Source organism: Rhizobium sp. S152 (assembly GCF_030380735.1).
In the GTDB taxonomy this organism is placed as follows: Bacteria; Pseudomonadota; Alphaproteobacteria; order Rhizobiales; family Rhizobiaceae; genus Rhizobium.
Genome location: NZ_JAUDRZ010000030.1, coordinates 295,176 through 318,398 on the forward strand (window position 1 = coordinate 295,176; position 23,223 = coordinate 318,398).

Below are 23,223 nucleotides of genomic sequence, written 5' to 3' on the forward strand. Positions count from 1 at the left end.
AGACGTTAGCAGAGCCCGGTTAAGGAAGCGTGTGGTCGGAGGCGGGGGGCTCCGCGTGGAGCTCTCACTTTGAAACAGGATCTGTTCAGTGAAACCGGTCGCCGGCAAACGTCCCGAACGGCAGCACGACCCCATCAGGCGCGCGACGAATTTCCGCGAGGTCGCGGCCGCATTCCTCCGCCGCGAAATGTAGCGCTGCGTGTTCGCTGATGAACACCCCGCCGACACGTCCTTCGCGGTCGTCGACGACCCAGCGGCCATTGCTGTCCTTGCCAACCGTGAAGCGGGCTGGCCGCTGGCGTTGGAGCGGTTCGATCGAGGGGAGCGATTGAAGAGATGGCATTGTTGTCCCTTTCGGATGATCTCAGGTCAGGCGTTGCCTGATGCCCTCACACCGGCAATCTAGGTGTTGCGGCATACATGTTCGATCGTGCCCCAGCATGGAAAAGATGAAAATATCATATGGATATGCCGGGTATCCCCCCGCATGAGAGGTCGGCGAGGGCATCGGCTATCGCGATCTCCACCTCGCGATCGGCCTGCAGCAGCGGAAGCCGTACGGCAGGGTCGATGCCGAGCGTCAGATGAAGCGCGTATTTGACGATCGATGGATCGCCATCCGCCCCAAGAGATCGCATCAGCGGCAGCAATCGATCATGGAGCACCCGCGCCGCTGCGAGGTTGCCGCCCCGTGCAGCTTGGTGCATGGAGCCAAAGAGCCGTGGCTGAACGTTGGCGCCAGTGGAGAGGATGCCATGACCGCCGGAAACCAGGAACGGGACCGCACTGGCGTCATCTCCCGATATGTGATGGAAGCGGCCACGCAAGTGGGCCGGCATCTCGCAACCGTCGCAGCAGCTCGCGAGGCCCACGATCAACGGAATATCCGCGAGCGCCGCCATCGTTTGCTCTGTCAGGCGGGTCGCCGTCCGGGAAGGATCGTCGTAGACGATCAAGGGGAGCCGGCTGGCTGTCGCGATCTGCCTGAAATGATTGATCATGCCGTTTTGGCCTGGCTTGGAATAATAGGGCACCGTGACCAGCGCCGCGCCTGCGCCTAGCGCTTCCGCCCGCCGCGTAAGCTCGATCGAGCCCGCCGTGTCGTTGGTCCCCGTCGCGGCGACAACTGGCACGCGACCCGCGGCGATGCGCACGCAGGTGCGGATGATCTCGGAGCGCTCTGCAATGGTAAGGGTAGGGCTCTCCGCGGTTGGCGTGCACACTGCGAGCCCATCGACACCCGCCAGGACCTGCCGCTCGACCAGCCGTTCCAGCGCACCGATGTCTACCTTGTCGTCTCGGAAAGGCGTAATGAGAGCGGTCGTCGTCGCGCCGAGGCGCAGAGCCTTGTCTCCTGGCATCGTGCTGTCTCAGAGCGCGCCGATGATCACGTAGAGTTCCACGGCGGCGAGGACGACGCCGAAAATGATCAGCATTGCCGCCGTGCGGCGCTCACGCATCTGCCGCTTGCCGATCGGCCGCGGCCGTGGGCCGGGAATCTGTGAAAACAACGGTCCATGCATGGCTTAGCCTCCATATTGACAGCCAAGGCTAACGCCGCCGGTCGTAGTAAATCCATTCGGGTCACGTCTCCGAGACATAGGAATGGCATAGGAATTCGAGGAGGCGAGAGTGTGGGCCATCGCCGGAATTGAATCCGATCTCAGCCATTTGCTGGCGTTTCCGGAATCGATTTGCGAGGCGCTTGAATCGATTTGCGAACGTCTGTCGTTACCGGGGTTGATCTCGGCGTTTTCCGACTGCCATTATTCGCCGCAGGAGGAACTCTATGGCAGACGACACCCCTGATATCGACAAGGCGCTCGTCGCCGGATTGATCGCTAGACAGTTTCCTCAATGGTCCGACCTCCCTGTACGGCCGGTCGCCAATGGCGGATGGGACAACAGGACGTTTCATCTCGGCGAGCGCATGGTTGTCCGCTTGCCGAGTGCGGCTGGTTACGCGGAGCAGGTTGAAAAGGAGCAGCATTGGCTGCCGATTCTCGCGCCGCAGCTGCCGCTTCCCATTCCTCAGCCCCTTGCCATGGGCAAGCCGGACGAGACTTATCCGTGGCGCTGGTCGGTCTATGCTTGGCGCGATGGCGAGACGGCGCTGAAGGAGCGGATCGCCGGCCTCAATGATTTCGCCGTCTCGCTCGCAAGCTTCCTGAATGCTCTGCAGGCGGTCGACGCCACGGGAGGGCCGACGCCCGGTTCGCATAATTTCTACCGGGGCGGTTCTTTGAGGGTCTATGACGCCCAAACCCGCGAGGCGCTGCGGGCGCTTGCCGGCAGAATCGATAGGGCCGCCGCCGAAAGCGTGTGGGACGTTGCGCTATCGACGGAGTGGACGAAGCCGCCTGTTTGGTTCCACGGCGATATCGCCTATGGCAACCTGCTGGTCGAGGATGGCCGGTTGAGCGCCGTGATCGACTTCGGCACGTCGGGGATCGGCGATCCTGCCTGCGACCTCGCGATCACCTGGCACCTCTTCGACGGTAAAAGTCGCGAGACTTTTCGCGCCGCCAGGGGGCTCGATGCCGGAACCTGGGCCCGGGGGCGCGGCTGGACTCTCTGGAAGGCTCTGATTGTTGCCGCGGGGATCGCTGGCGCCGCGCCGCGCGATGTCGAACAGTCCTGGCGGATCATCGGGGAGGTGATCGCGGATCACCAGCAATGGGCAGCCAAGACCTGAGCTTGGAAGAAATGCAAGGCGCGATGTCGGGAAGCGATGATCCGCTGCGTCCTTGACGCATCGACCGGCATGAGCCGGAAGAACGATCAAGGCCGATGGGCCGCAAGGGAGGATGACATGGGACGGACGATTGCAATTCTGGTCGGGCGGCTGATATTCGGCGCCGTGTTCCTGGTGGCGACCAGCTTCAAGTTCATGGATATGTCGGGCACGGCCACTTACATTGCCGCTGCTGGTTTCCCGTTTCCGTTGCTGCTCGCGTGGCTCGCTGCCATCTTCGAGCTGGCGCTGGCAGCCGCGTTCTTCACCGGTGTATTCTTCTCGCCGGCCTCGCTGCTGGCAGGCGTCTACGTCATTTTTCTCGCCCTCGCTTTTCACGGTCCCGGCCGCTGGAGCGGCAATCAGGCGGAATTCGGGTTCTTCATCGATCACTTCACCTTTCTGGCCGGTCTGCTGTTCGCCGCGGTTCATGGTCCGGGCAATGCCCTGGTCGTCTGGCTGGGTGCTGCAAGGCGCTTTGCCTGATCGGCTCAGCGCAGGATACCGTCAAGAATAGGCATGCCGAGAAAGGCGGACGCGCCGATCAGGCCGTAGCAGATCACTCGGAACGTGCTCTCCTTGGCGAAGCCGAAGAGCTTCGAGCCGGCGAACAGCCCGATCGCGTAACTAGGCAAGATCACGACGGTCAGTGCGAAAACCGCCGGAACGAAAAGCCCGCCGGCATAGTAGCTGACGACGCTGAAGCAGGTGGAAATGGCGAAGTAGAGGATGACGTTGGAGCGCACCTTGGCGAAGTCCGTCTTCCCGCCTAGCCAGTAGGCCACAACAGGCGGTCCGCCAAGCTGTGCGGCGCCGCTGAACAGTCCGGCCGTAAGGCCGACGCCGGCGCTGAGATAGGAATGCGGCTCGCCGTGATAGCGCCAGCCCGAGACCAGCAGTGCAAGCAGCAGCAATGCGATGACGGTGATCGACCAGCGAAGCAACAGCGGGTCCATGAGCGTTAGGATGGCGGTACCCGCGGGAACCCCCAGTATCGCACCGGCGGCCATGGTGAACACCTCGCGCCGGTTCGCGCGCTTCCAGGCAGGCGGGATCATCCCCAGTGTCGCCAGCCCATCGATGAGAAGCAGCACCGGCGAAATCAGCTTCGGCCCGATGATGGCACCGCCGAGCGGTATGAAGATCAGTGCTGCGCCGAACCCGGAGAAACCCCGTGCCAGCCCGGCGACGAAAGCGATTGCAATGAGCGAATAGATGCCATGATCCGGCAGCGCGGCGGAAAGCCACGCACCGATATCGGCCATACTATCGGAAAACGACATGAAAGCCCGGCCTCGCTCAGGAGGCCAGCATCAGGTCCATGTTCTGCACGGCGGCACCCGAGGCACCCTTGCCGAGATTGTCGAGCAGGGCGACGAGATTGACCTGCGAACCATCCGGCGTGCCGAAGACGAAGAGCTTCATCGTGTCCTTGCCGGCGAGCTCGACTGCATCGACACGTGCCATCTTGCTGCTGTCTGCAAGCGGCACGACCGTGACGATATCCTGACCGGCATAGTGGGCGGTCAGCGCCGCGTGAATGCTCTCCAGCGTCGTGCCTGCGGCCAGCATGTCGAGGTGCAGCGGAACCTGCACGATCATGCCCTGCGCGAACTTGCCGACCGATGGCGCGAAGATCGGCGCGCGGTCGAGCAGGCCGTGGATCTTCATCTCAGGCACATGCTTGTGCGTCAGCGTCAGGCCGTAGAGGAAGTGCGGTGCGCTGATCGCGTCGTCACGGCTCTGGTCTTCCATCTGCGCGATCATCTGCTTGCCGCCGCCGGTATAGCCGGAGACCGCGTTGACGGTCACAGGATAGCCGTCCGAAAGAATGCCGGCGGCACGCAGCGGCCGCATCAGGCCGATGGCGCCGGTCGGATAGCAGCCGGGATTGGCGACGAAGCGCGCCGACTTGATTTTGCCTGCCTGATCCTTGTCCATCTCGGCGAAGCCATAGGCCCAGGAAGGGTCGACGCGGAAGGCCGTGGAGGTGTCGATGACGCGCACATTGTTGTTAGCCGAGACCATCTGCACGGCTTCCTTCGACGCCTCGTCGGGCAGGCAGAGGATGGCGATGTCGGCGCTATTGAGCATGTCCTCGCGGATCGCGGCATTGCGGCGCTCCGCTTCCGGAATGGACAGAAGCTCGACATCGCGGCGGCCGGCCATGCGCGTGCGGATCTGCAGGCCCGTCGTGCCGTGTTCGCCATCGATGAAGATCTTCGGTGCCATTGTCTTGCTCACACTTTCAATAGGTTAGAAAGAAGTCCGGAATCATTTTGTAAGATGGATGAGTCAGCCGTGTGACGCTGTCGCGCGTCGTTCGGCGTGCAGCCCCAGCATATACATCGCGACCGTCGCCCCCGCAATGGCGGTGATGTCGGCGTGGTCGTAGGCCGGCGACACCTCGACCACGTCGGCGCCACGGATATCGAGCTGGTGCAGCCGCTGCAGCACGGAGAGGATCTTGGCGCTTGAGGGACCGCCTGAGACCGGCGTGCCGGTGCCGGGTGCATGGGCGGGATCCAGGCAGTCGATATCGAAGGTCAGATAGCTGGGCGCACCCTTGGTGTGCGAGATGATCGTCGAGGCGATCTCGGCCGCGCTCATCTCCTCGACCTGGTGGCCGTAGAGGATATTGATTCCGAAATCGTCGGGCGCATGCGTGCGGATGCCGATCTGGATAGACCGATCAGGATCGATGATACCGTCGCGGACCGCGCGCGCCACGAAGGAGCCATGGTCGATCCGCTTGTTGTCGTCGAACCACGTATCCTGATGTGCGTCGAACTGCACAAGCGCAAGCGGGCCGTGCTTTGCCGCATGCGCCTTGAGGATGGGCCATGTCACGTAATGGTCGCCGCCAAGCGTCAGCATGAAGGCACCGGCATCGACGATCGCCTTCGCCTGCCGTTCGATCGCCGCTGGCGTCTCCTGGTGATTGCCGTAATCAAGCAGGCAATCGCCGTAGTCGATGACGGCCATCTCGGCGAAGAGATCGCGATTGAAGGGATATTGCGGATCGTTGTCGAAGATCGCTGAAGCCCGCCGGATCGCCTGCGGCCCGAAGCGCGTACCCGGCCGATTGGAGGTCGCGGCGTCGAAAGGAACGCCCCAGACCACCACGTCGGCACCATCAAGATTCTTGGTGAAGCGCCGGCGCATGAAGGACAGGGCACCGGCAAACGTCGGGTCCGTTGCCGCCGAGGTGAGGCTCGTTGCCGTGAAGGCATGATCGATCGACTTATTCGCCAAGTGACTGTCCTTTAGTCTGGGAGTTCGGTGAAAGTCATAGGCCCGGTCGCAGACCTATGATGAAACTCAAGCAGCGTCCTGGTCCGCCTCAATGGAAATCTTCAGCCCAAGCGCCTTTATGACGCCGAAGAAGGTAGACAGCCGCGGGTCGCCTGTTTCGCTGAGCGCCTTGTAGAGCGCTTCCCGCGTGACTCCGGCGTCCTTGGCGATAGACGTCATGCCGACTGTCCGGGCGACATCGCCTAGCGCATGCGCGATAAGCGCAGGGTCGCCATCATCGAATGCCGCCTCAAGATAAAGAAGTCGGTCTTCCGGCGTTTTCAGGTGATCCTGAATGTCGAAGCGTGTGGTTTTGAGAGGCATGTTCAGATCTCCTTTGCCATCCGCTTCGCCAGAGCAATATCGCGGCTTTGTGTGGACTTATCTCCGCCGCACAAGCAGGATGGTGATCGTGTCCGCAGCGCGGATGAAATAGACACGATAACCCGGTCCGTAAGAAATGCGTATCTCGCTCACGCCTTCGCCAACCGATTTCACATCGCCTGGATTTCCGAGTTCCATCCTGCGAATGCGCGCAGCGATACGCAGGCGGCTCTGTCATCCCGGAGGTCGCCAAGCCACCTGGCGAATAAAGGCGTTTGGCGTACTTCAATCATGTGTGAATTATAGTTCACGGAACCGGATTGTCAAAGCACATGACAAAACGAAAAAAGGCCGGGTTTGCACCCGACCTTTCCACATTCCGAAGTCCGAAGCGATTAACGCTTGGAGAACTGGAACGAACGGCGGGCCTTGGCCTTGCCGTACTTCTTACGCTCGACGACGCGGCTGTCGCGGGTCAGGAAGCCACCCTTCTTCAGGACCGAGCGCAGGCCCGGTTCGAAGTAGGTGAGTGCCTTGGAGACGCCGTGACGAACGGCACCGGCCTGGCCGGAAAGACCGCCGCCTGCAACCGTTGCGATGATGTCGAACTGGCCGTCACGGGCAGCAGCGACGATCGGCTGACGCAGAATCATCTGCAGAACCGGACGTGCGAAGTATTCCGTGAATTCCTTGCCGTTGATGACGATCTTGCCGGAGCCCGGCTTGACCCATACACGGGCAACGGCGTTCTTGCGCTTGCCGGTCGCGTAGGAGCGGCCAAGCGAATCGACCTTACGGACGTGGGCCGGAGCCGAAGCTTCGGTAGCCGTGCCGAGATCCTTCAGGGAGGAGAGGTCAGCCATTCTTAGGCGCTCCTTACGTTCTTCTTGTTGAGCTTGGCAACGTCGAGAACGACGGGCTGCTGAGCTTCATGAGGATGGTTCGAACCGGCGTAAACGCGGAGGTTCTTCATCTGGCGACGACCGAGCGGGCCACGCGGAACCATGCGCTCAACAGCCTTTTCGAGAACGCGCTCCGGGAAGCGGCCTTCGATGATCTGGCGAGCGGTACGCTCCTTGATGCCGCCGGCGAAACCGGTGTGCCAGTAGTAAACCTTGTCGGAATACTTCTTGCCGGTGAATACGACCTTGTCGGCATTGATGACGATGACATTGTCGCCGTCGTCAACGTGAGGAGTGAAGGTAGCCTTGTGCTTGCCGCGCAGACGCATGGCGATAACAGAAGCGAGACGACCAACGACAAGCCCTTCGGCGTCGATGATGACCCACTTCTTCTCTACCTCTGCAGGCTTCTGGGAGAAGGTTGCCATAGTAGTTACTCTCTTTTGATCCCTTTGCCCGAAGGCGAAAGGGCGTTTCTTGTTGCTTGATTTGGGAGCCCTAGGGCGCACCAAAAAGAAAGCAGCCGGGAAAGGCTGCCTTCTGGCGGTGTGTATAAGGCTTCCCACACGGAGGGTCAATATCGCTGGGCCGGGCATTCGTAAAAACAACGAAGCAAAATCAATGGTTTAGATATGAGGTATCGTGATACCTCAATTTCGCCGCGGTGGAATCGAGTATGTCACCGTCGCATGCGCGACCAATTCGTCAGGATTGTCCTGAAAAATAGATGCGTCGAGCACCGCCAGTCGCTTGCCGAGCTTGAGGATCTTGCAGGTGCAAGTGGTCGGTTTCAGCTACGGCAGCCGCAGGAAATTGATATTGAGACTTGTGGTCACCGCCAGCGGCACGACGCCGATATGAGCGATGACCGCAACATAGGCGGTCACATCCGCGAGCGCGAAAAGGGCAGGCCCGGAGACGGTGCCGCCGGGCCTGAGATGCCGCTCCAGGGGATCGAGCCGCATCGAGGCGCGGCCCGATGCGATCTCGGTCACGCTCATCACGCGGCCGTCCGTATGGATCTGCGGGAAATCCGTCTCCAGAAACCGGTGAACCTCCCCGATGGTCAGAACCGGCTGCATCGACCCTCCTCGAAATTGCTGATCTCTTATGGCAGAAGTGATAGCACGAAATAGACATGCAGGGAGTTAGACCATGGCCGAAGTCCTATCCTTTCGAACCGAGGCGGGCAAAGAGAACGGCGCGCTCGTTCTGCGCCAGTTCGCCGACGGTATTCTGCGGCTGACGCTGAACAATCCTCCGGCCAACCTCCTGTCGATCGCCATGCTCGAAACCTTGATGGGCGAACTCCAGAACGCCGCCGAGGACCAGGCGGTGCGCGTTGTGGTCATTGCATCGACCGGCGACGTCTTTTCGGCGGGCCACGATCTCAAGGAACTCACCGCCCATCGCGGCGACCCCGACGAGGGCGAAGCCTTCTTCGAGGAAACCTTCGCGTTGGCGGCGGATCTCATGCTTGAAATCACCCGCCTGCCCAAGCCTGTCATCGCCGAGATCGACGGCCTGGCGACCGCCGCTGGCTGCCAGCTCGTCGCGTCCTGCGACCTCGCGATCTGCACGGACACCGCGACCTTCTGCACGCCCGGCGTCAATATCGGGCTGTTCTGCGCCACGCCGATGGTGGCGGTGACGCGGGCCGCGCACCGCAAGCAGGCGATGGAAATGCTGCTGACCGGCGAAACGATCGATGCCTCGACCGCCAAGGATTTTGGCCTGGTGAATCGTATCGTACCGAAGCAGTATCTGTCGCAGGTCGTCACCAAATACGCCTCCGTTATCGCCAGCAAGTCTCCGATGGCGGTCAGGATCGGCAAGGAAGCCTTCTATCGCCAGCTCGAAATGCCGGTCGAGGAAGCTTACAGCTATGCGGCCGAGGTCATGGTGGACAGCATGATGACTGATGATGCGGAGGAGGGGATCGGCGCATTCCTCGACAAACGGATGCCCGACTGGACCACAGAATAGCTTGGGAATAGCTAACCCAGCTTCAGGATCAGCCCGCCGGCGGCGATGATCGCGCCGGCGAGGTAGCGCCATGGGCTCGCCTTTTCCTTGAGTACCAGAACGGAGATGATCAGCGCGAACAGGATGGACGTCTCGCGTAGCGCCGCAACTGTTGCAACCGGTGCCTTGGTCATCGCCCAGAGCGCCAGGCCGTAGGAAGCAATCGAGCCGGTGCCGCCGATCAGCCCACGCCACCAGTTGAAGCGGACATGAACGGCGACGGTGTAAAGCCCGCGCCGCGAAATCGCCCAGCTGAATAGAAGCACTGGCGGCAAGAGCGACATCCAGAGCGTGTAGGAGATCGCGTTGCCCGATGCGCGTGCGCCGATACCGTCGACATAGGTGTAGGTCGCGATCACGAAGGCATTGGCGAGCGCCAGCACGATCGCATGGCCATTTCCTTTCCGCGCCTCGAGCGCAAGCGTCAGGATGCCGGCGCAGATTGTCATGGTGCCGATGAGTGCGCCGGTCGACAGGGTCTCGTCGAGGATGAAGCCGCTGGTTGCGGCGATCAGAAGCGGCGCACAGCCGCGCATCAGCGGATAGACCAGCCCGATGTCGCCGGCGCGATAGGCACCCGCGACCAGTTGGAAGTAAATGAATTGGAGAACGGCAGAAGCGCCGATGAACGGCCATGCGGCTGGTTGCGGCAGCGGCAGGAGGGCCAGAAATGGTAGCGCCGCGACCGCGCCGCCAGCCGAAATCAGGCTGGCATCAAGCGATTTGTCCGTGCCCGCCTTGATCATGGCGTTCCATGTGGCGTGGAGCAGGGCACCAAAGAGGACAAGCAGGATGACGTCTGGGGGCACGGGGAACTACCGGATGGTGTGGTAATCGGGTGGGCGATCGTTTGTTGCGCCACGCTTTAAAAAAAGCAATCGCAATTCGCACGGCTGAACTACGAAAAAGTCATACGATTGTTTTCAATAGAGCAACTTGCAGACGAACCTTGGGCCGATGTTTTCGATGCACGTACCCCAAAGACGTTTAAATCGATTTTGATCATTCAACCATGAGGTGATGCTAACATACGCATGAACAGGTTATGAACATACATGGGTTATACAGCGAACGCTAATTTCCCTGCCTTGGGTGTTTTTCTCTGTTGGAACGCCAACTTAACCTGATAAAGCAACTCATCTATCGGGTTGCATTGCACATAATTCTAGAAGTTGTATTCGGGGCGCAAAGCATCGCCTTGTGTAGGCCAAATGTATACCAACGCTAGAGCGAGTAGTCCGGCACGATAAACATCCCGTCGAGGTTGTCTATATTCTGGCAGTTGAGCACGCGGCAGCGCGGGTTGTCCTTCGTCGGGATAGTCGTCCATTCCGCGTATTCATTGGCCTCGCAATAGCGGCTGTTGCGGATGTAGCGATCGTAGAGCGTCATGCCCTGCACGCGCTTCGACGGATAGCGCAGGATGACCGCCCCTTCATTGTGGATGGCGGCCCGCGCGCTCTGGCAGCTCATTGATTGCGAATTGTAGCGGGAGATGGCAAGCGCCGGCGATGCGGCCATGACGACTGCAAGAGCAAGAACCATTTTCTTCATGGGAACATCCTCCTTCGACATCCTGCTACCTATATACGCCAAAACCGCCCGCGGGTTTCAACAGTGGATAAATAAACGCGGCAGGAGGCGATCCTATGAATCACGACGCATATGACGACCGCTACATCCTCGACATTCTGAATTCCGTAAAGACGATCGCGCTCACCGGCGCTTCTCCCAATCCTGCTCGCCCGAGCAATGGTGTGATGGGATATCTCCTGTCACGCGGCTATCAAGTCATTCCGGTCAATCCCGGCCAGGCCGGCAAGCAAATCCAGGGGCAGACCGTCTGCGCGCATCTGGCAGATGTCCCGGTAGCCGTCGACATGATCGATGTCTTCCGGGCCTCCGAATATCTGGGTAGCGTCGTTGAAGAAGCGCTGCGGATGAACCCCCGCCCGAAGGTGATCTGGGCGCAGCTCGGCGTGCGCGACGATGCCGCCGCGGCGAAGGCGGAAGCGGCCGGCATAAGAGTGGTGATGGATCGCTGCCCGGCAATCGAAATTCCGCGGCTCGCGGCGTAGGAGACGGATTTTTCGCTTTAACCGTGCAGCTTGAAACGGAACGCGATTAACTTTTGCCGATCCTGGGCTATGCTCCCGGCCACCAGGTCAACAAAGGGAGGGTTTCATGGCCAAGAACGATCCGGGATTCAATACGTTGGCGGTGCATGCCGGTGCGCAGCCGGACCCGGCGACGGGGGCGCGCGCGACGCCGATCTACCAGACAACGGCTTACGTCTTCAACGATGCCGATCACGCCGCGGCACTCTTCGGCCTGCAGCAGTTCGGCAATATCTATACGCGCATCATGAACCCGACGCAGGCGGTTCTGGAAGAGCGCGTGGCGGCGCTGGAGGGCGGCACGGCGGCGCTGGCCGTCGCATCGGGCCATGCCGCGCAGATGATCGTCTTTCATACGCTCCTACGTCCGGGCGAAAACTTCGTCGCCGCCAAGCGCCTCTATGGCGGCTCCATCAACCAGTTCGGCCATGCCCTCGATAATTTCGGCTGGGAGGTTCGCTGGGGTGATTCCGCTGATCCGACGAGCTTCGAAAAGCAGATCGACGACAAGACGCGCGCGATCTTCATCGAAAGCCTGGCGAACCCCGGCGGCACCTTCGTCGATATCGCTGCCATCGCCGAAGTGGCGCACAAGCACGGCCTGCCGCTGATCGTCGACAACACGATGGCCAGCCCCTATCTCATCCGCCCCATCGAGCACGGTGCCGATATCGTGGTTCACTCGCTCACCAAGTTCCTCGGCGGCCACGGCAACTCCATGGGCGGCATCATCGTCGATGGCGGCACCTTCGACTGGTCGAAGTCGGGCAACTATCCGATGCTCTCCAGTCCGCGACCGGAGTATAACGGCGTCGTCCTACATTCTACTTTCGGCAATTTCGCATTCGCCATCGCCTGCCGCGTGCTGGGTCTGCGCGATCTTGGTCCGGCAATCTCACCCTTCAACGCCTTTCTGATCCTGACCGGCATCGAGACGCTGCCGCTCAGAATGCAGCGACACAGCGAAAACGCGCTCGCCGTCGCCAAGTGGCTGAAGGCGCATAGCAAGATCGCATGGGTCAATTATTCCGGTCTTGATGACGATCCGAACCATGCATTGCAGCAGCGCTATTCGCCGAGAGGAGCGGGGTCCGTCTTCACCTTTGGCGTCAAGGGCGGCTACGATGCCGGCAAGGCGCTGGTCGAGGGGCTGCAGCTCTTTTCGCATCTCGCCAATATCGGCGACACCCGCTCGCTCGTCATCCATCCCGCCTCGACGACGCACCGCCAGTTGACCGACGATCAACGCATCGCCGCCGGTGCCGGAGCCGACGTCGTTCGCCTGTCGATCGGCATCGAGGATGTGAAGGACATCATCGCCGACCTCGAGCAATCCTTGGCAAAGATCTGAGTAAAATGACCGACCACATCACATTCGATATCAGCGGCGTCGAACCGGAGTTCGGCGCCCCCGCGGCCGATCGTATTGTGTTGGGCGACCCACAGTTCCGCACCTGGAACGTGGAGGAGGCCGATGGCGGCCTCTATTCCGGCATATGGGAGGCGACGCCGGGCAAGTGGCGGATCGTCTACGACGAGTGGGAATATTTCAACGTGCTGTCAGGCTATTCGATCGTCACCAACGAGGCGGGCGAGGAGTTTCACCTCCGCGCCGGTGACCGGATGATCTTCAGGCCCGGCTTCAAGGGAACCTGGGAAGTCATTGAAACGACTCGCAAGGATTATGTTGTCCGGCTCTGATTAGCCGCGCTCGTCCGACGGCGCGAAGTCGCTGCGCACGATGCCGTGCCGCTGCAGCTTGTCGTAGAAGGTCTTGCGCGGAATGCCTAGCTCGGCAATCGTCCGGCGGACATCGCCCTCGTTGGCGTCGAGCGTCTGGCGGATGATGCCTGCCTCGTAGCGCTCCAGTCGTTCCGGCAGCGGTAGGCCGGTTACCTCCGGCGCCGCGCTCTTGTCGCTCGTTCCCTTGGGTTGTTCGACGCCAAGCACGAAGCGCTCCGCGAAATGCGACAGCTCGCGCACGTTCCCCGGCCACTGGTAATCCCGCAGGTGCCGATTCACCGTCGGTGAAAGATCCGGGACTGCCCGCTTGAAGCGGTTCGCCGCCCGCTCCGCGAAATAGCCGAAGAGCAGGGGAATGTCGTCGCGGCGCTCGCGCAGCGGCGGGATGGAGATCGTCACGACGTTCAGGCGGTAATAGAGATCCTCGCGGAAATCGCCGCGCTGGCCGGGGTCACCAAGATCCACCTTGGCGGCGGCGACCACCCGCAAATCCACCGGTCGCACCTCGTTGGTGCCGAGCGGCGTCACTTCGCGCATCTCGAGAACCCGGAGCATCTGCACCTGCGAGGAGGGCGGCATGCTCTCGATCTCGTCGAGGAAGAGTGTGCCGCCGCTGGCGTGCTCGATCCGCCCGATACGCTTCTTCTGCGCGCCGGTGAAGGCGCCGGGCTCATGGCCGAACAGTTCACTCTCGATCACCGTCTCGGGCAGGGCGCCGCAGTTGAGCGCCACGAAATTGCCGCTCGCCCGCCGGCTCCACTGGTGAAGAAGGCTCGCGACGACTTCCTTGCCGCTGCCGGTCTCGCCAGTCACCAGTACGTCCACATCCGTATCGGCGATCTGTCTGAGTGTATTGCGCAGCCGCTCCATGGCAGGTGTCTGGCCGATCAGCGGCAGGTCGTCGCGGGCGCTGGCGGCCGCTGTCTTGAGCGAGCGGTTTTCCAGCACCAGCCGACGCTTCTCGACCGCACGCCGCACGCTCTGCACCAGCCGGTCGGTGGCAAAGGGCTTGGTGATGAAGTCATAGGCGCCGTCCTGGATGGCTTTGACCGCCATCGGAATATCGCCGTGACCGGTCATCAGGATAACCGGCAGATCTTCATCCTGTCGCCGGATTCGGTCGAACAGCTGCAGCCCGTCGATACCGGGCATGCGAATGTCCGATACGACAGTGCCTGCGAAGTCTGGCTGCAGGGCGGCGAGGGCGTCCGTCGCGGTGGAAAAAGCGGAGACGGAGAAGCCGGCAAGCTCCAGCGTCTGCCTTGTCGCGCGCAGCAGATCCTTGTCGTCGTCGATCAGAAAAACCGGTGCCGTGTCGCTCATGCTTTCGCTTTCAGAAGATGGACGGTGAAGCAGCTGCCGCTCTCGCCGCTGGAGACCTCGATACGTCCGCCATAATCGGCGACGATGTCCTTGGAGATAACAAGGCCAAGCCCCAGCCCCTTTTCCTTCGATGTGTTGAAGGGCGTGAACAACGAACCGAGAATTTCCGGAGAAATGCCAGGCCCGTTGTCGGCGACGCTCACCGCGACACCATCTTCGGTCTCGGCAACCGCGATCTGGACCCTGGCGTTCTCGCGCCCCTCCAGCGCTTCGAGCGCATTCTGGAACAGGTTGATGAGGATCTGCTCCAGCCGGATCCGGTTCCCCATGACGAGGAGGCCGGGCGGCGGCAGGCGGATGTCGAGCGCGCTCAGCTGCCCGGCGAACCGGCTTTTAAGAAGAACCGTCGCGCCTTCGATCACGCCACGCAGATCGACCGGCTCCGCAGCGGTGCGGCCCTTGCGGGCGAACGCCTTGAGTTCCTCGGTGATCGTGCCGATCCGCTCGGTCAGCGCGGCGATCGCATTGAGATTTTCCTCGGCGGGGTTCACCTGCTTGCGCTCAAGAAACACCCTGGCATTGTCGGCATAGGCTCGGATCGTGGCGACAGGCTGGTTGATTTCATGGGCGACACCGGCCGCCACCTGTCCGAGAATGGCAAGCCGGTTCGCCTGCACCAGCTCCTGCTGAACCACCTGCAGCCGGGCTTCCGTTTCGCGGTGGTCGGAAATTTCTGCCTGCAGCCGGTCGCGGGCACGGCTGAGATCATCCGTCCGCGCTACGACCCGGCGCTCGAGCTCTTCCCGCATGCCTTGCTCGACGGCGATCTTGGTGGCCGCCACCTGCCGCCGCCTCAGCAGAACCGCGGCGATTGCGATCAGCGGTAGCAGCACCGCAAGCGACAAAAGCCGCATCTCGCGCACCGCCGCCGCGATCGGCTCGCTGGTGGGGACGAGATATTCCAGCTCCCACGGCGTGGTCGGCACGGTTTCGATCAGTCGTAGATACTCCGCTTCACCGGCACCCGGCAGCACGGCGGAGACGAGCGACGTGGTTGCGTTGATGATCGTCGGTCGCAGGATCGGCAGCGGCGTCAGCGGCGCATCGCCGAACTGCAGGCTGTCGCGGATGGCGGCGAGGTCCGCTTCCTGCGCCGGTGCGGCCATCATGAAACGCCAGGAGGGGATGCTGGTAATCAGCACGACGCCATGATCGTCGGTCACGTAAACAGGGCGGCGCGCATCGCGCCAGTCCGTCTCCAGCCGGTCGAACTCCATCTTGACGACCACGACCCCCAGCGGCGCTTCCGCGCTGCCAACCCGTCGGGAGATGTAGAGGCCTGGCCGCTTGCTGACGCTGCCGAGCGCGAAATGTTCCGCCGTGCCCTCCTTCATGGCCCGGGTGAAGTAATCGCGAAATGTATAGTCGTTTCCGACGAAGCTGATCGGCTCGCGCCAGTTGCTGGAGGAAACCGCGACGCCGTGCGTGCCGACGACATAAAGAACGGCCGCCTGCGTTCCCGCCACCAGACCTTCGAGCTTGCGGTTCAATATATCGATCGCCTCGGTCGAGCCTTGCGAAAGCGCATTGATGACCTGCTGGTCTTCGGAAAGCAGCAACGGCAGTGCCCGCGGCCTTTCCAGCACGGCCGTCAGCAGGGCAACCTTCAGGCTTGCATCGGTGTGTCCCTGAGATTCCAGCGCTTCGATCGCCGTGCGGCGGCCATAGATTTCTGCGCCGAGCATCGCCGCCGCGATCAGCAGCGCCGATACGGCGAGAAAGGGTATCCAGGCGCGTCTCGCCTTCCGTGCGTCATGCTCGGTCGCTTGCATTTTCGCCATGTCAGCCTTCTGAAGCATGTGACATCTGTGCGTAAAATCGCACAACCGTCAAATCAATTTGTGCGATATGTCGCCCATGATAGCTTAAGGCGACGCCAATTTTCAGAATATATCCATAAGAATCAATTACCTATCTGTCCGGTGGGAAGTTGGCACGCCCATTGCAAATCGCAAGCAAACAGCAATCGGCTGTTGATTGACGATAGCAGTTGCCCCGGGAGGCCGATGAGGTTTGGGGCTCTATGGAGGACACAATGGGTGTTGCAATTCCAGCCGCTGAACCGCGGGCAAAAATGCCGTTCTACCGGCATCTCTATTTCCAGGTAGTAGTCGCCATCATCGCCGGCATGCTAATCGGCCATTTCTGGCCGGACTTCGGCGCTAGCTTGAAGCCGCTAGGCGACGCCTTCATCCGCCTCGTCAAGATGATCATCGCGCCGGTCATCTTCCTCACGGTCGCCACCGGCATTGCCGGCATGTCGGACCTGAAGAAGGTCGGCCGCGTTGCCGGCAAGGCGATGCTCTATTTCATCGTCTTCTCGACTCTTGCGCTCATCGTCGGCCTGATTGTCGGCAACCTGCTGCATCCGGGCTCCGGCATGAACATCGATCCGGCCACGCTCGATGGCAAGGCGGTCTCGACCTACGCCACCAAGGCGCATGAGACGACGATCACCGGCTTCCTGATGAACATCATCCCGGAAACCATCGTCGGCGCATTCGCCCAGGGCGACATCCTGCAGGTTCTGTTCTTCTCCGTCCTGTTCGGGATCGCGCTCGGCATGGTCGGCGACAAGGGCAAGCCGGTTACGGATTTTCTGATCGCGCTTACCGCCCCGGTTTTCCGCCTCGTCGCCATCCTTATGAAGGCTGCGCCGATCGGTGCGTTCGGCGCCATGGCGTTTACCATCGGCAAGTACGGTATCGGCTCGGTCGCCAATCTCGCCTACCTCATCCTCACCTTCTACATCACGGCACTTGTCTTCGTTCTGGTCGTGCTGGGTGCGGTCGCCAAGTATAACGGCTTCTCGATCCTGTCGCTCATCCGCTACATCAAGGAAGAGCTGCTGCTCGTCCTCGGCACGTCCTCGTCGGAAGCGGCCCTGCCGGGTCTGATGCAGAAGATGGAACGCGCCGGCTGCAAGCGCTCCGTTGTTGGTCTGGTCATCCCGACCGGCTATTCGTTCAACCTCGACGGCACCAACATCTACATGACGCTGGCAGCGCTCTTCATCGCCCAGGCAACCGGCATCGATCTCTCGCTCGGCGACCAGATCCTTCTGCTCCTCGTTGCGATGCTGTCGTCCAAGGGCGCTGCCGGTATCACCGGCGCCGGCTTCATCACGCTTGCAGCGACGTTGTCTGTTGTGCCCTCGGTTCCGGTCGCCGGCATGGCGCTGATCCTCGGTATCGACCGCTTCATGTCGGAATGCCGCGCTCTGACCAATTTGGTCGGAAACGCCGTAGCTACGGTCGTCGTTGCCCGTTGGGAGAACGAGCTCGACCAGACGAAGTTCGCGGCTGCCATGGCCGGCGAATTGCCGGAAGAGCTCGACGAGCCCGTGCCGGGACTGCAGCCGGCCGCGTAGCGCGCACCCAACCCAAGAACAGTTTGCCGCCCACGCGGCAGCTGTGCCTCCCAAGGCGATGGCCGCACTCCCGAAAGGGAGTGCGGTCGTTTTATTTTACAGGCCAGGCGAGCTCGAGGCCGTCGAGCCCGTGAAAATGATAGACGTCCTTGACGACGGGCGTTTTCGCGATCTGCAACTGCGGCAGCCGCTCGAACAGGATCGGCAGCACGACATTGAGTTCCAGCCGCGCCAACGGTGCGCCGATGCAGAAATGGATCCCGGCGCCGAAGGAGAGGTTGGGCGCCTCGCGGCGATCAGGCTTGAAGGTCAGCGGATCGCTGAACTTCGTGGGATCGAGATTGGCGGCTGCAAGGATCAGGCTCACCTTGTCGCCGCGCTTGAAGGAAATGCCGTCGATCTCCACCGGTTCGAGCACCCAGCGCTGGAAGATATGCACCGGCGCGCAGATCCGCAGCGTTTCCTCCACCGTGCGTTCGGTTGTCGCCTCGTCCTTGAACAGGTCGCGCGGCTCATTTTCGCTGTCCAGGATCGCCCGGACGGAATTGCCGATCTGGTGCACGGTCGCTTCGTGGCCGGCATTGAGGAGAACGATGGTCGTCGAGATCAACTCCTCGTCGGTGAGATACTGTCCCTTGTGCTCCGTGTGGATCATATGCGTCAGCAGATCGTCCTGTGGGTTGGCGCGGCGTTCGGCGATAACGGTCTTCACGTAATCGGAAAACTCCCTGGACGCCCTGTCGGCACCATCCTCGTCTTCCCGGGTCCGGCCGAAGATGTACATCCTGATATAGGCGTGCGACCACTTCAGAAGCTGCGGCCCCATCTCCTCCTGAATACCGATCATCCTGGCGATCATCGTCACGGGGATGATATCGGCGAAAGCCGAAAGAAGTTCGACCTCGCCCTTGTCGGCGAATTGGTCGATCAACCGGTTGGCGAGCTCCGCCAGCTCAGGCTTCATCTTTTCGACATGCCGCGAGACGAAGGCCCGGTTGACGAGAGTGCGCAGCCGCGTGTGCTCCGGCGGCTCGAGTTCGAGCAGGGAGAACCGCTCGGCGAGATCGAAATTGGCCACATGCTGGTCGGGCTCGGTCAGGCCAAGTTCCTCGCGGGTAGCGATGTGAAGGATCTGGCGCCCGAAGCGGCGGTCACGCAGCAGTCCGTTCACGTGGTCGTAGCCGGTAAAGAACCACTGCTTCTGCTCCTCCCAGTAAAAGGTCGGACAGTTGGCGTGCAGTGCCGCGTAGACGGCATTGGGATCGCTGTAGAATGCCGGGTTTCCGGCATCGAGTGAAACGCGGCGGGTGGCGGGGTCGATGCGGAGAAAGGACGGTATCATCATGCTTCGAGGCTTAGCGGATTTGCCAAGCCTCGAAAAGCGTTCTCTCGCGCCGGTTGTCAGCCTCGTCCGAGCGAACCGACGCGACGCAGCGCATAGATCTGGTCGTCGAGCGTCGGGACCAGTTCGCCGCTCTTCTCGTCGGGCTGTGCCGGAGCCGGAGCGGCCGCCTCGGCCTCACCGAAGATCACCGTGCAGTTGCGTCCCGCAGCCTTCGCCGCGTAGAGCGCCCGGTCGGAGGCCGAGATCAGCTTGTCACGGTTGGCCTCGATTGCCGAGGCAAGCGCCACGCCGATGCTGACGGTCGCCGGGATGAGCGCTTCGCCGGTGCTGATCGGCACGCGGCAGAACTCGGCGCGGATGGATTCCGCCAGCGCTTCCGCCTCGGTCTGGTCGGCGACGGTGGTGAAAGCCGCGAACTCCTCGCCGCCCATGCGTCCGAAGACGCCGTCGGGCGTATACTGCCGGGCAACCCGCGCAAAGACTGTCAGCACATGGTCGCCGGCCTGGTGGCCGAAGCGGTCGTTGACGCGCTTGAAATGATCGAGATCGAACAACAGCACGGCAACCTGATGCCGCGCATCGAATGCCTTCTCCTGGATCGCGTCGAACCTGCCGAAGAGACCTCGGCGGTTGAGGACGCTTGTCAGCGGATCCGTGAAGCTCAGCAGTCGCAGCTGCTTTTCGGAGCGTTCCATGATCATCCGGCAGGTCAGCGCGCAGGCAAATGTCAAGAGGAAACCCATCGCCATGGCGGCGAGGCCGGCAAAATTAGCAGCCTCCGCGTCGGTCGGGCCAAGAAGGGCCATCGCGAGGGCGGTGCCGAAGCAGAGAACGCTTTGTGCAACGAAGATTGCACCCAGCTTGCCGCGCGTCTTTTCGCCCTTCACGCCGCTTGTGGTAACAGCGAGCGCCAAAGCGGTTGCGCCTGTCGCGGAGGCGAGGTTGTAGAGAATGACGCGGTTGGCGTAGTCGCCGTTTACCCAGGGCAGGAAGACGCCGGCAAGCCACACCGCCGGTGGCAGCAGTACCCACCATTCGAACTTGCGTCGATCGAGCGCCAGATAGCCCATCACCCAGGCGCTTTGTCCACAGAGGGCGATCGTGTTCCCGGCTTCGATCGAGAGGATGTTGGGTATCTGCCCACGGACCGCGACCATGGCAAAGCCGATCCCGCTGAACAGGAAGCCGAGCCCCCAGTATAGATATGTCTTGTTTCGGACATTATGGCGCCATGCCATGAACGCCACCAGTGCGAGCGTCATGGCTTCGGAACACCAGATGGCAAGTCCCGTCGGAACATTGAACACGGCATTAACCCCATTGTATTGCCGCTATATTTGCCGAAGAAGCTGGCGAGTTCCTTAATCGCCGGGTTCAGCCGTGCCGATTTATTCCCTATCTCGGGACAGCCTTTCCGGTTAGTAAACGTACATGAGCAATCCTGCACCTATTTGGAATTCATTCATGCTGATGACGGGAAAAGCTGTGCGGGGTTCACGCGGACACTCGCTCTTAACAATCGCTTTGAGGAAATGGTCCTAAAGCGGCTTCAAAGTATCCCGCATCGCCTTGCCCTCTTAACGTTATCCGTAGGCGCGTCTTGAAGAGAAGGGCAGGGAAGCTCTATGTAGGGATAAGGCATTTTGTTTGATTCCCGGCGTCGTGCCGGAAAGACGTTACAAAGGACGCACATGAGAAACCCAGTCGATACCGCTATGGCCCTCGTGCCGATGGTTGTGGAACAGACCAATCGCGGTGAACGCTCCTATGATATCTACTCGCGCCTGCTCAAGGAACGCATCATCTTCCTGACGGGGCCGGTCGAAGATCATATGGCAACGCTCGTTTGCGCCCAGCTGCTTTTCCTCGAAGCGGAAAACCCTAAGAAGGAAATCGCGCTCTACATCAACTCGCCGGGTGGCGTAGTGACGGCGGGCATGGCGATCTACGACACCATGCAGTTCATCAAGCCGGCCGTTTCGACGCTCTGCATCGGCCAGGCCGCATCGATGGGCTCGCTGCTTCTTGCCGCCGGCGACAAGGACATGCGCTTCGCTACCCCGAACTCGCGCATCATGGTTCACCAGCCGTCGGGTGGTTTCCAGGGCCAGGCATCGGATATCGAGCGCCACGCACGCGATATCCTGAAGATGAAGCGCCGCCTGAACGAGGTTTATGTCAAGCACACCGGCCGCACCTATGACGAGGTTGAAAAGACGCTCGATCGTGACCATTTCATGGATGCATCCGAGGCCAAGGACTGGGGCGTGATCGACAAGGTCCTCAGCTCGCGCGCTGAAATGGAAGGCGATGCGGCCTAGCAAGAAGTAGGGATGGTGTTTTCTCCGCCACAGTTCTATCTCATTTGTGATCGAACAGAGAGATTAAGGCAGTGGCGGGTACGCCAATCTCAAGTATTAATGCTATGTTGAATTTTTATGACATAGCATGTGGCATTCGAGGGGAATTCGTTGCCGCCGGAGCCAGGGCCGCATAGGTTTGGACCGGTTCGTGCCCCTCAAACGGCCTTGGCCGGCTGGAGCTCCAGGTCTGGAGCGGGCCAATGAGTGGACCGCAATTCACCTTGAAATGCGGCGTGCTGGAAGGAAAGTGATATGAGCAAAGTCAGCGGCAGCAACGGCGGCGACTCTAAGAACACCCTGTACTGCTCCTTCTGCGGAAAGAGCCAGCACGAAGTCCGGAAGCTTATCGCCGGGCCGACAGTTTTCATCTGCGATGAATGCGTCGAATTGTGCATGGATATCATCCGCGAGGAAAACAAGTCCTCGATGGTTAAGTCCCGTGACGGCGTTCCCACGCCCCAGGACATCATCAAGGTTCTCGACGAATACGTAATCGGTCAGCGTCAGGCGAAGAAGATTCTGTCCGTTGCCGTTCACAACCATTACAAGCGCCTCGCGCACGCCACCAAGAATGGCGAGATCGAGCTTGCGAAGTCGAACATCATGCTGGTCGGCCCGACCGGTTGCGGCAAGACCTATCTTGCCCAGACGCTCGCCCGCATCATCGACGTTCCCTTCACGATGGCCGACGCGACGACGCTAACCGAAGCCGGCTATGTCGGTGAAGACGTCGAAAACATCATCCTGAAGCTGCTGCAGGCCGCCGACTACAACGTAGAACGCGCCCAGCGCGGCATCGTCTATATCGACGAAGTGGACAAGATCTCCCGCAAGTCCGACAATCCGTCGATCACCCGCGATGTGTCGGGCGAGGGCGTGCAGCAGGCGCTTCTGAAGATCATGGAAGGCACCGTTGCTTCCGTACCGCCGCAGGGTGGCCGCAAGCATCCGCAGCAGGAATTCCTGCAGGTCGACACGACGAACATCCTGTTCATCTGCGGCGGCGCTTTTGCCGGTCTCGACAAGATCATCTCCGCCCGCGGCGAGAAGACTTCGATCGGCTTTGGCGCGACCGTCAAGGCTCCGGATGACCGCCGCGTCGGCGAAGTGCTGCGCGAACTGGAACCGGAAGATCTGGTCAAATTCGGCCTCATCCCCGAATTCATCGGTCGTTTGCCGGTCCTGGCAACGCTCGAGGATCTCGACGAGGATGCACTGATCCAGATTCTGTCCGAGCCGAAGAACGCCCTGATCAAGCAGTATCAGCGCCTGTTCGAAATGGAAGACGTCGAGTTGACCTTCCACGAGGACGCGATGCGCGAAATCGCCCGCAAGGCGATCATCCGCAAGACCGGCGCCCGCGGTCTCCGCTCGATCATGGAAAAGATCCTGCTCGATACGATGTTCGAGCTGCCGACGCTGGAAGGCGTTCGCGAGGTGGTCATTTCCGACGAAGTCGTTCGCGGCTCGTCGCGTCCGCTCTATATTTACGCGGACCGTCAGGACGAGAAGGCCAACGCTTCGGCGTAACGGCTTATCGAACTCTTTACGATACCCACCGTGATTTTAGGGGCTTGCCGTCGGCGAGCCCCTTTCTATTTGAAAAACGGTGCACGGCCCTGA

The 23,223-nt window shown here is 61.0% G+C and carries 25 protein-coding genes and 2 pseudogenes; 10 read left to right on the forward strand and 17 right to left on the reverse strand.

From position 1 onward, the window contains the following. Window positions 1-85: 85 nt before the first annotated feature. From QTL95_RS26140 to QTL95_RS26150, 3 genes are all read right to left on the reverse strand, one after another. Window positions 86-343 (reverse strand): hypothetical protein, encoded by a 258-nt coding sequence (locus tag QTL95_RS26140; RefSeq protein WP_289722770.1) that lies wholly within the window; start codon window positions 341-343, stop codon window positions 86-88. Between the two features lie 115 nt (window positions 344-458). Then, a complete protein-coding gene (gene dapA / locus QTL95_RS26145; protein ID WP_289722771.1) occupies window positions 459-1,361 on the reverse strand; it encodes a 4-hydroxy-tetrahydrodipicolinate synthase in 903 nt (300 codons plus the stop codon). 9 nt (window positions 1,362-1,370) lie between these two features. After that, entirely contained in the window at window positions 1,371-1,523 is a 153-nt protein-coding gene (locus tag QTL95_RS26150; RefSeq protein WP_289722772.1) for a hypothetical protein, read from the reverse strand. Between the two features lie 109 nt (window positions 1,524-1,632). Here QTL95_RS26150 and QTL95_RS26155 point away from each other — a divergent pair, with 109 nt between their 5' ends. The 3 genes from QTL95_RS26155 (at window position 1,633) to QTL95_RS26165 (ending at window position 3,220) form a co-directional block, all read left to right on the forward strand. Then, the gene (locus QTL95_RS26155) at window positions 1,633-1,809 is read left to right on the forward strand and encodes a hypothetical protein (RefSeq protein WP_289722773.1); all 177 of its coding nucleotides are present in this window, start codon (window positions 1,633-1,635) and stop codon (window positions 1,807-1,809) included. Then, entirely contained in the window at window positions 1,790-2,695 is a 906-nt protein-coding gene (locus QTL95_RS26160) for an aminoglycoside phosphotransferase family protein (protein WP_289722774.1), read from the forward strand. Before QTL95_RS26155 ends, QTL95_RS26160 begins: the two co-directional genes overlap by 20 nt. Window positions 2,696-2,812: 117 nt before the next feature. Beyond that, entirely contained in the window at window positions 2,813-3,220 is a 408-nt protein-coding gene (locus tag QTL95_RS26165; protein ID WP_289722775.1) for a DoxX family protein, read from the forward strand. A gap of 5 nt (window positions 3,221-3,225) precedes the next feature. Here the strand turns inward: QTL95_RS26165 and QTL95_RS26170 are convergent, their stop codons facing one another. From QTL95_RS26170 to QTL95_RS26205, 8 genes and pseudogenes are all read right to left on the reverse strand, one after another. Next, entirely contained in the window at window positions 3,226-4,017 is a 792-nt protein-coding gene (locus QTL95_RS26170) for a sulfite exporter TauE/SafE family protein (protein ID WP_289722776.1), read from the reverse strand. Between the two features lie 16 nt (window positions 4,018-4,033). After that, the gene (gene argC, locus QTL95_RS26175) at window positions 4,034-4,966 is read right to left on the reverse strand and encodes an N-acetyl-gamma-glutamyl-phosphate reductase (protein WP_289722777.1); all 933 of its coding nucleotides are present in this window, start codon (window positions 4,964-4,966) and stop codon (window positions 4,034-4,036) included. Window positions 4,967-5,029: 63 nt separating this feature from the next. Next, window positions 5,030-5,989, reverse strand: a complete 960-nt coding sequence (gene speB / locus QTL95_RS26180) for an agmatinase (protein WP_289722778.1) — start codon at window positions 5,987-5,989, stop codon at window positions 5,030-5,032. 66 nt (window positions 5,990-6,055) lie between these two features. Then, window positions 6,056-6,352 carry an addiction module antidote protein gene (locus QTL95_RS26185; RefSeq protein WP_289722779.1) on the reverse strand — a complete coding sequence of 99 codons (297 nt, stop codon included), beginning with the start codon at window positions 6,350-6,352 and terminating at the stop codon, window positions 6,056-6,058. 2 nt (window positions 6,353-6,354) lie between these two features. Next, window positions 6,355-6,645: pseudogene (locus tag QTL95_RS26190) on the reverse strand (type II toxin-antitoxin system RelE/ParE family toxin). Window positions 6,646-6,747: 102 nt separating this feature from the next. Further along, entirely contained in the window at window positions 6,748-7,215 is a 468-nt protein-coding gene (rpsI, locus tag QTL95_RS26195) for a 30S ribosomal protein S9 (protein WP_037177440.1), read from the reverse strand. 2 nt (window positions 7,216-7,217) lie between these two features. Beyond that, window positions 7,218-7,682, reverse strand: coding sequence for a 50S ribosomal protein L13 (rplM, locus tag QTL95_RS26200; protein ID WP_037177442.1), 465 nt, complete (start codon window positions 7,680-7,682; stop codon window positions 7,218-7,220). Window positions 7,683-7,904: 222 nt separating this feature from the next. Next, window positions 7,905-8,336: pseudogene (locus tag QTL95_RS26205) on the reverse strand (PaaI family thioesterase). Window positions 8,337-8,409: 73 nt separating this feature from the next. Between QTL95_RS26205 and QTL95_RS26210 the strand changes: the two are divergent. Then, window positions 8,410-9,240: an enoyl-CoA hydratase gene (locus QTL95_RS26210; protein WP_289722780.1), complete on the forward strand. Its 831-nt coding sequence runs from the start codon at window positions 8,410-8,412 to the stop codon at window positions 9,238-9,240. A gap of 11 nt (window positions 9,241-9,251) precedes the next feature. Here the strand turns inward: QTL95_RS26210 and QTL95_RS26215 are convergent, their stop codons facing one another. Beyond that, a complete protein-coding gene (locus tag QTL95_RS26215; RefSeq protein ID WP_289722781.1) occupies window positions 9,252-10,088 on the reverse strand; it encodes an EamA family transporter in 837 nt (278 codons plus the stop codon). A 415-nt stretch (window positions 10,089-10,503) separates the two neighbouring features. Beyond that, window positions 10,504-10,833, reverse strand: a complete 330-nt coding sequence (locus tag QTL95_RS26220; RefSeq protein WP_037178961.1) for a hypothetical protein — start codon at window positions 10,831-10,833, stop codon at window positions 10,504-10,506. Between the two features lie 95 nt (window positions 10,834-10,928). On the opposite strand from QTL95_RS26220, the gene QTL95_RS26225 reads away from it, so the two are divergent. The 3 genes from QTL95_RS26225 (at window position 10,929) to QTL95_RS26235 (ending at window position 13,097) form a co-directional block, all read left to right on the forward strand. After that, entirely contained in the window at window positions 10,929-11,357 is a 429-nt protein-coding gene (locus tag QTL95_RS26225) for a CoA-binding protein (protein ID WP_289722782.1), read from the forward strand. A gap of 106 nt (window positions 11,358-11,463) precedes the next feature. Continuing rightward, a complete protein-coding gene (locus QTL95_RS26230; RefSeq protein ID WP_289722783.1) occupies window positions 11,464-12,747 on the forward strand; it encodes an O-acetylhomoserine aminocarboxypropyltransferase in 1,284 nt (427 codons plus the stop codon). A gap of 5 nt (window positions 12,748-12,752) precedes the next feature. Then, window positions 12,753-13,097 carry a cupin domain-containing protein gene (locus tag QTL95_RS26235; protein WP_289722784.1) on the forward strand — a complete coding sequence of 115 codons (345 nt, stop codon included), beginning with the start codon at window positions 12,753-12,755 and terminating at the stop codon, window positions 13,095-13,097. On the opposite strand, the gene QTL95_RS26240 is transcribed toward QTL95_RS26235, so the two are convergent. Together QTL95_RS26240 and QTL95_RS26245 are read right to left on the reverse strand one after the other, a co-directional pair. Beyond that, entirely contained in the window at window positions 13,098-14,462 is a 1,365-nt protein-coding gene (locus QTL95_RS26240; protein ID WP_289722785.1) for a sigma-54-dependent transcriptional regulator, read from the reverse strand. Next, window positions 14,459-16,303, reverse strand: a complete 1,845-nt coding sequence (locus QTL95_RS26245; protein WP_442981356.1) for a sensor histidine kinase — start codon at window positions 16,301-16,303, stop codon at window positions 14,459-14,461. Before QTL95_RS26245 ends, QTL95_RS26240 begins: the two co-directional genes overlap by 4 nt. Before the next feature lie 254 nt (window positions 16,304-16,557). On the opposite strand from QTL95_RS26245, the gene QTL95_RS26250 reads away from it, so the two are divergent. Continuing rightward, the gene (locus QTL95_RS26250; RefSeq protein WP_289722786.1) at window positions 16,558-17,892 is read left to right on the forward strand and encodes a dicarboxylate/amino acid:cation symporter; all 1,335 of its coding nucleotides are present in this window, start codon (window positions 16,558-16,560) and stop codon (window positions 17,890-17,892) included. 91 nt (window positions 17,893-17,983) lie between these two features. Here QTL95_RS26250 and QTL95_RS26255 read toward each other — a convergent pair whose 3' ends face one another. Both QTL95_RS26255 and QTL95_RS26260 read right to left on the reverse strand, forming a co-directional pair. Next, a complete protein-coding gene (locus QTL95_RS26255) occupies window positions 17,984-19,237 on the reverse strand; it encodes a cytochrome P450 (protein ID WP_289722787.1) in 1,254 nt (417 codons plus the stop codon). A 56-nt stretch (window positions 19,238-19,293) separates the two neighbouring features. Continuing rightward, on the reverse strand, window positions 19,294-20,544 hold the full coding sequence (locus QTL95_RS26260) for a GGDEF domain-containing protein (RefSeq protein WP_289722788.1): 1,251 nt from the start codon (window positions 20,542-20,544) through the stop codon (window positions 19,294-19,296). A gap of 384 nt (window positions 20,545-20,928) precedes the next feature. Here QTL95_RS26260 and clpP point away from each other — a divergent pair, with 384 nt between their 5' ends. Both clpP and clpX read left to right on the forward strand, forming a co-directional pair. Then, on the forward strand, window positions 20,929-21,558 hold the full coding sequence (gene clpP, locus QTL95_RS26265) for an ATP-dependent Clp endopeptidase proteolytic subunit ClpP (RefSeq protein WP_037177467.1): 630 nt from the start codon (window positions 20,929-20,931) through the stop codon (window positions 21,556-21,558). Between the two features lie 294 nt (window positions 21,559-21,852). Next, on the forward strand, window positions 21,853-23,130 hold the full coding sequence (gene clpX, locus QTL95_RS26270) for an ATP-dependent Clp protease ATP-binding subunit ClpX (RefSeq protein WP_037177469.1): 1,278 nt from the start codon (window positions 21,853-21,855) through the stop codon (window positions 23,128-23,130). The last annotated feature ends 93 nt before the right edge of the window (window positions 23,131-23,223 follow it).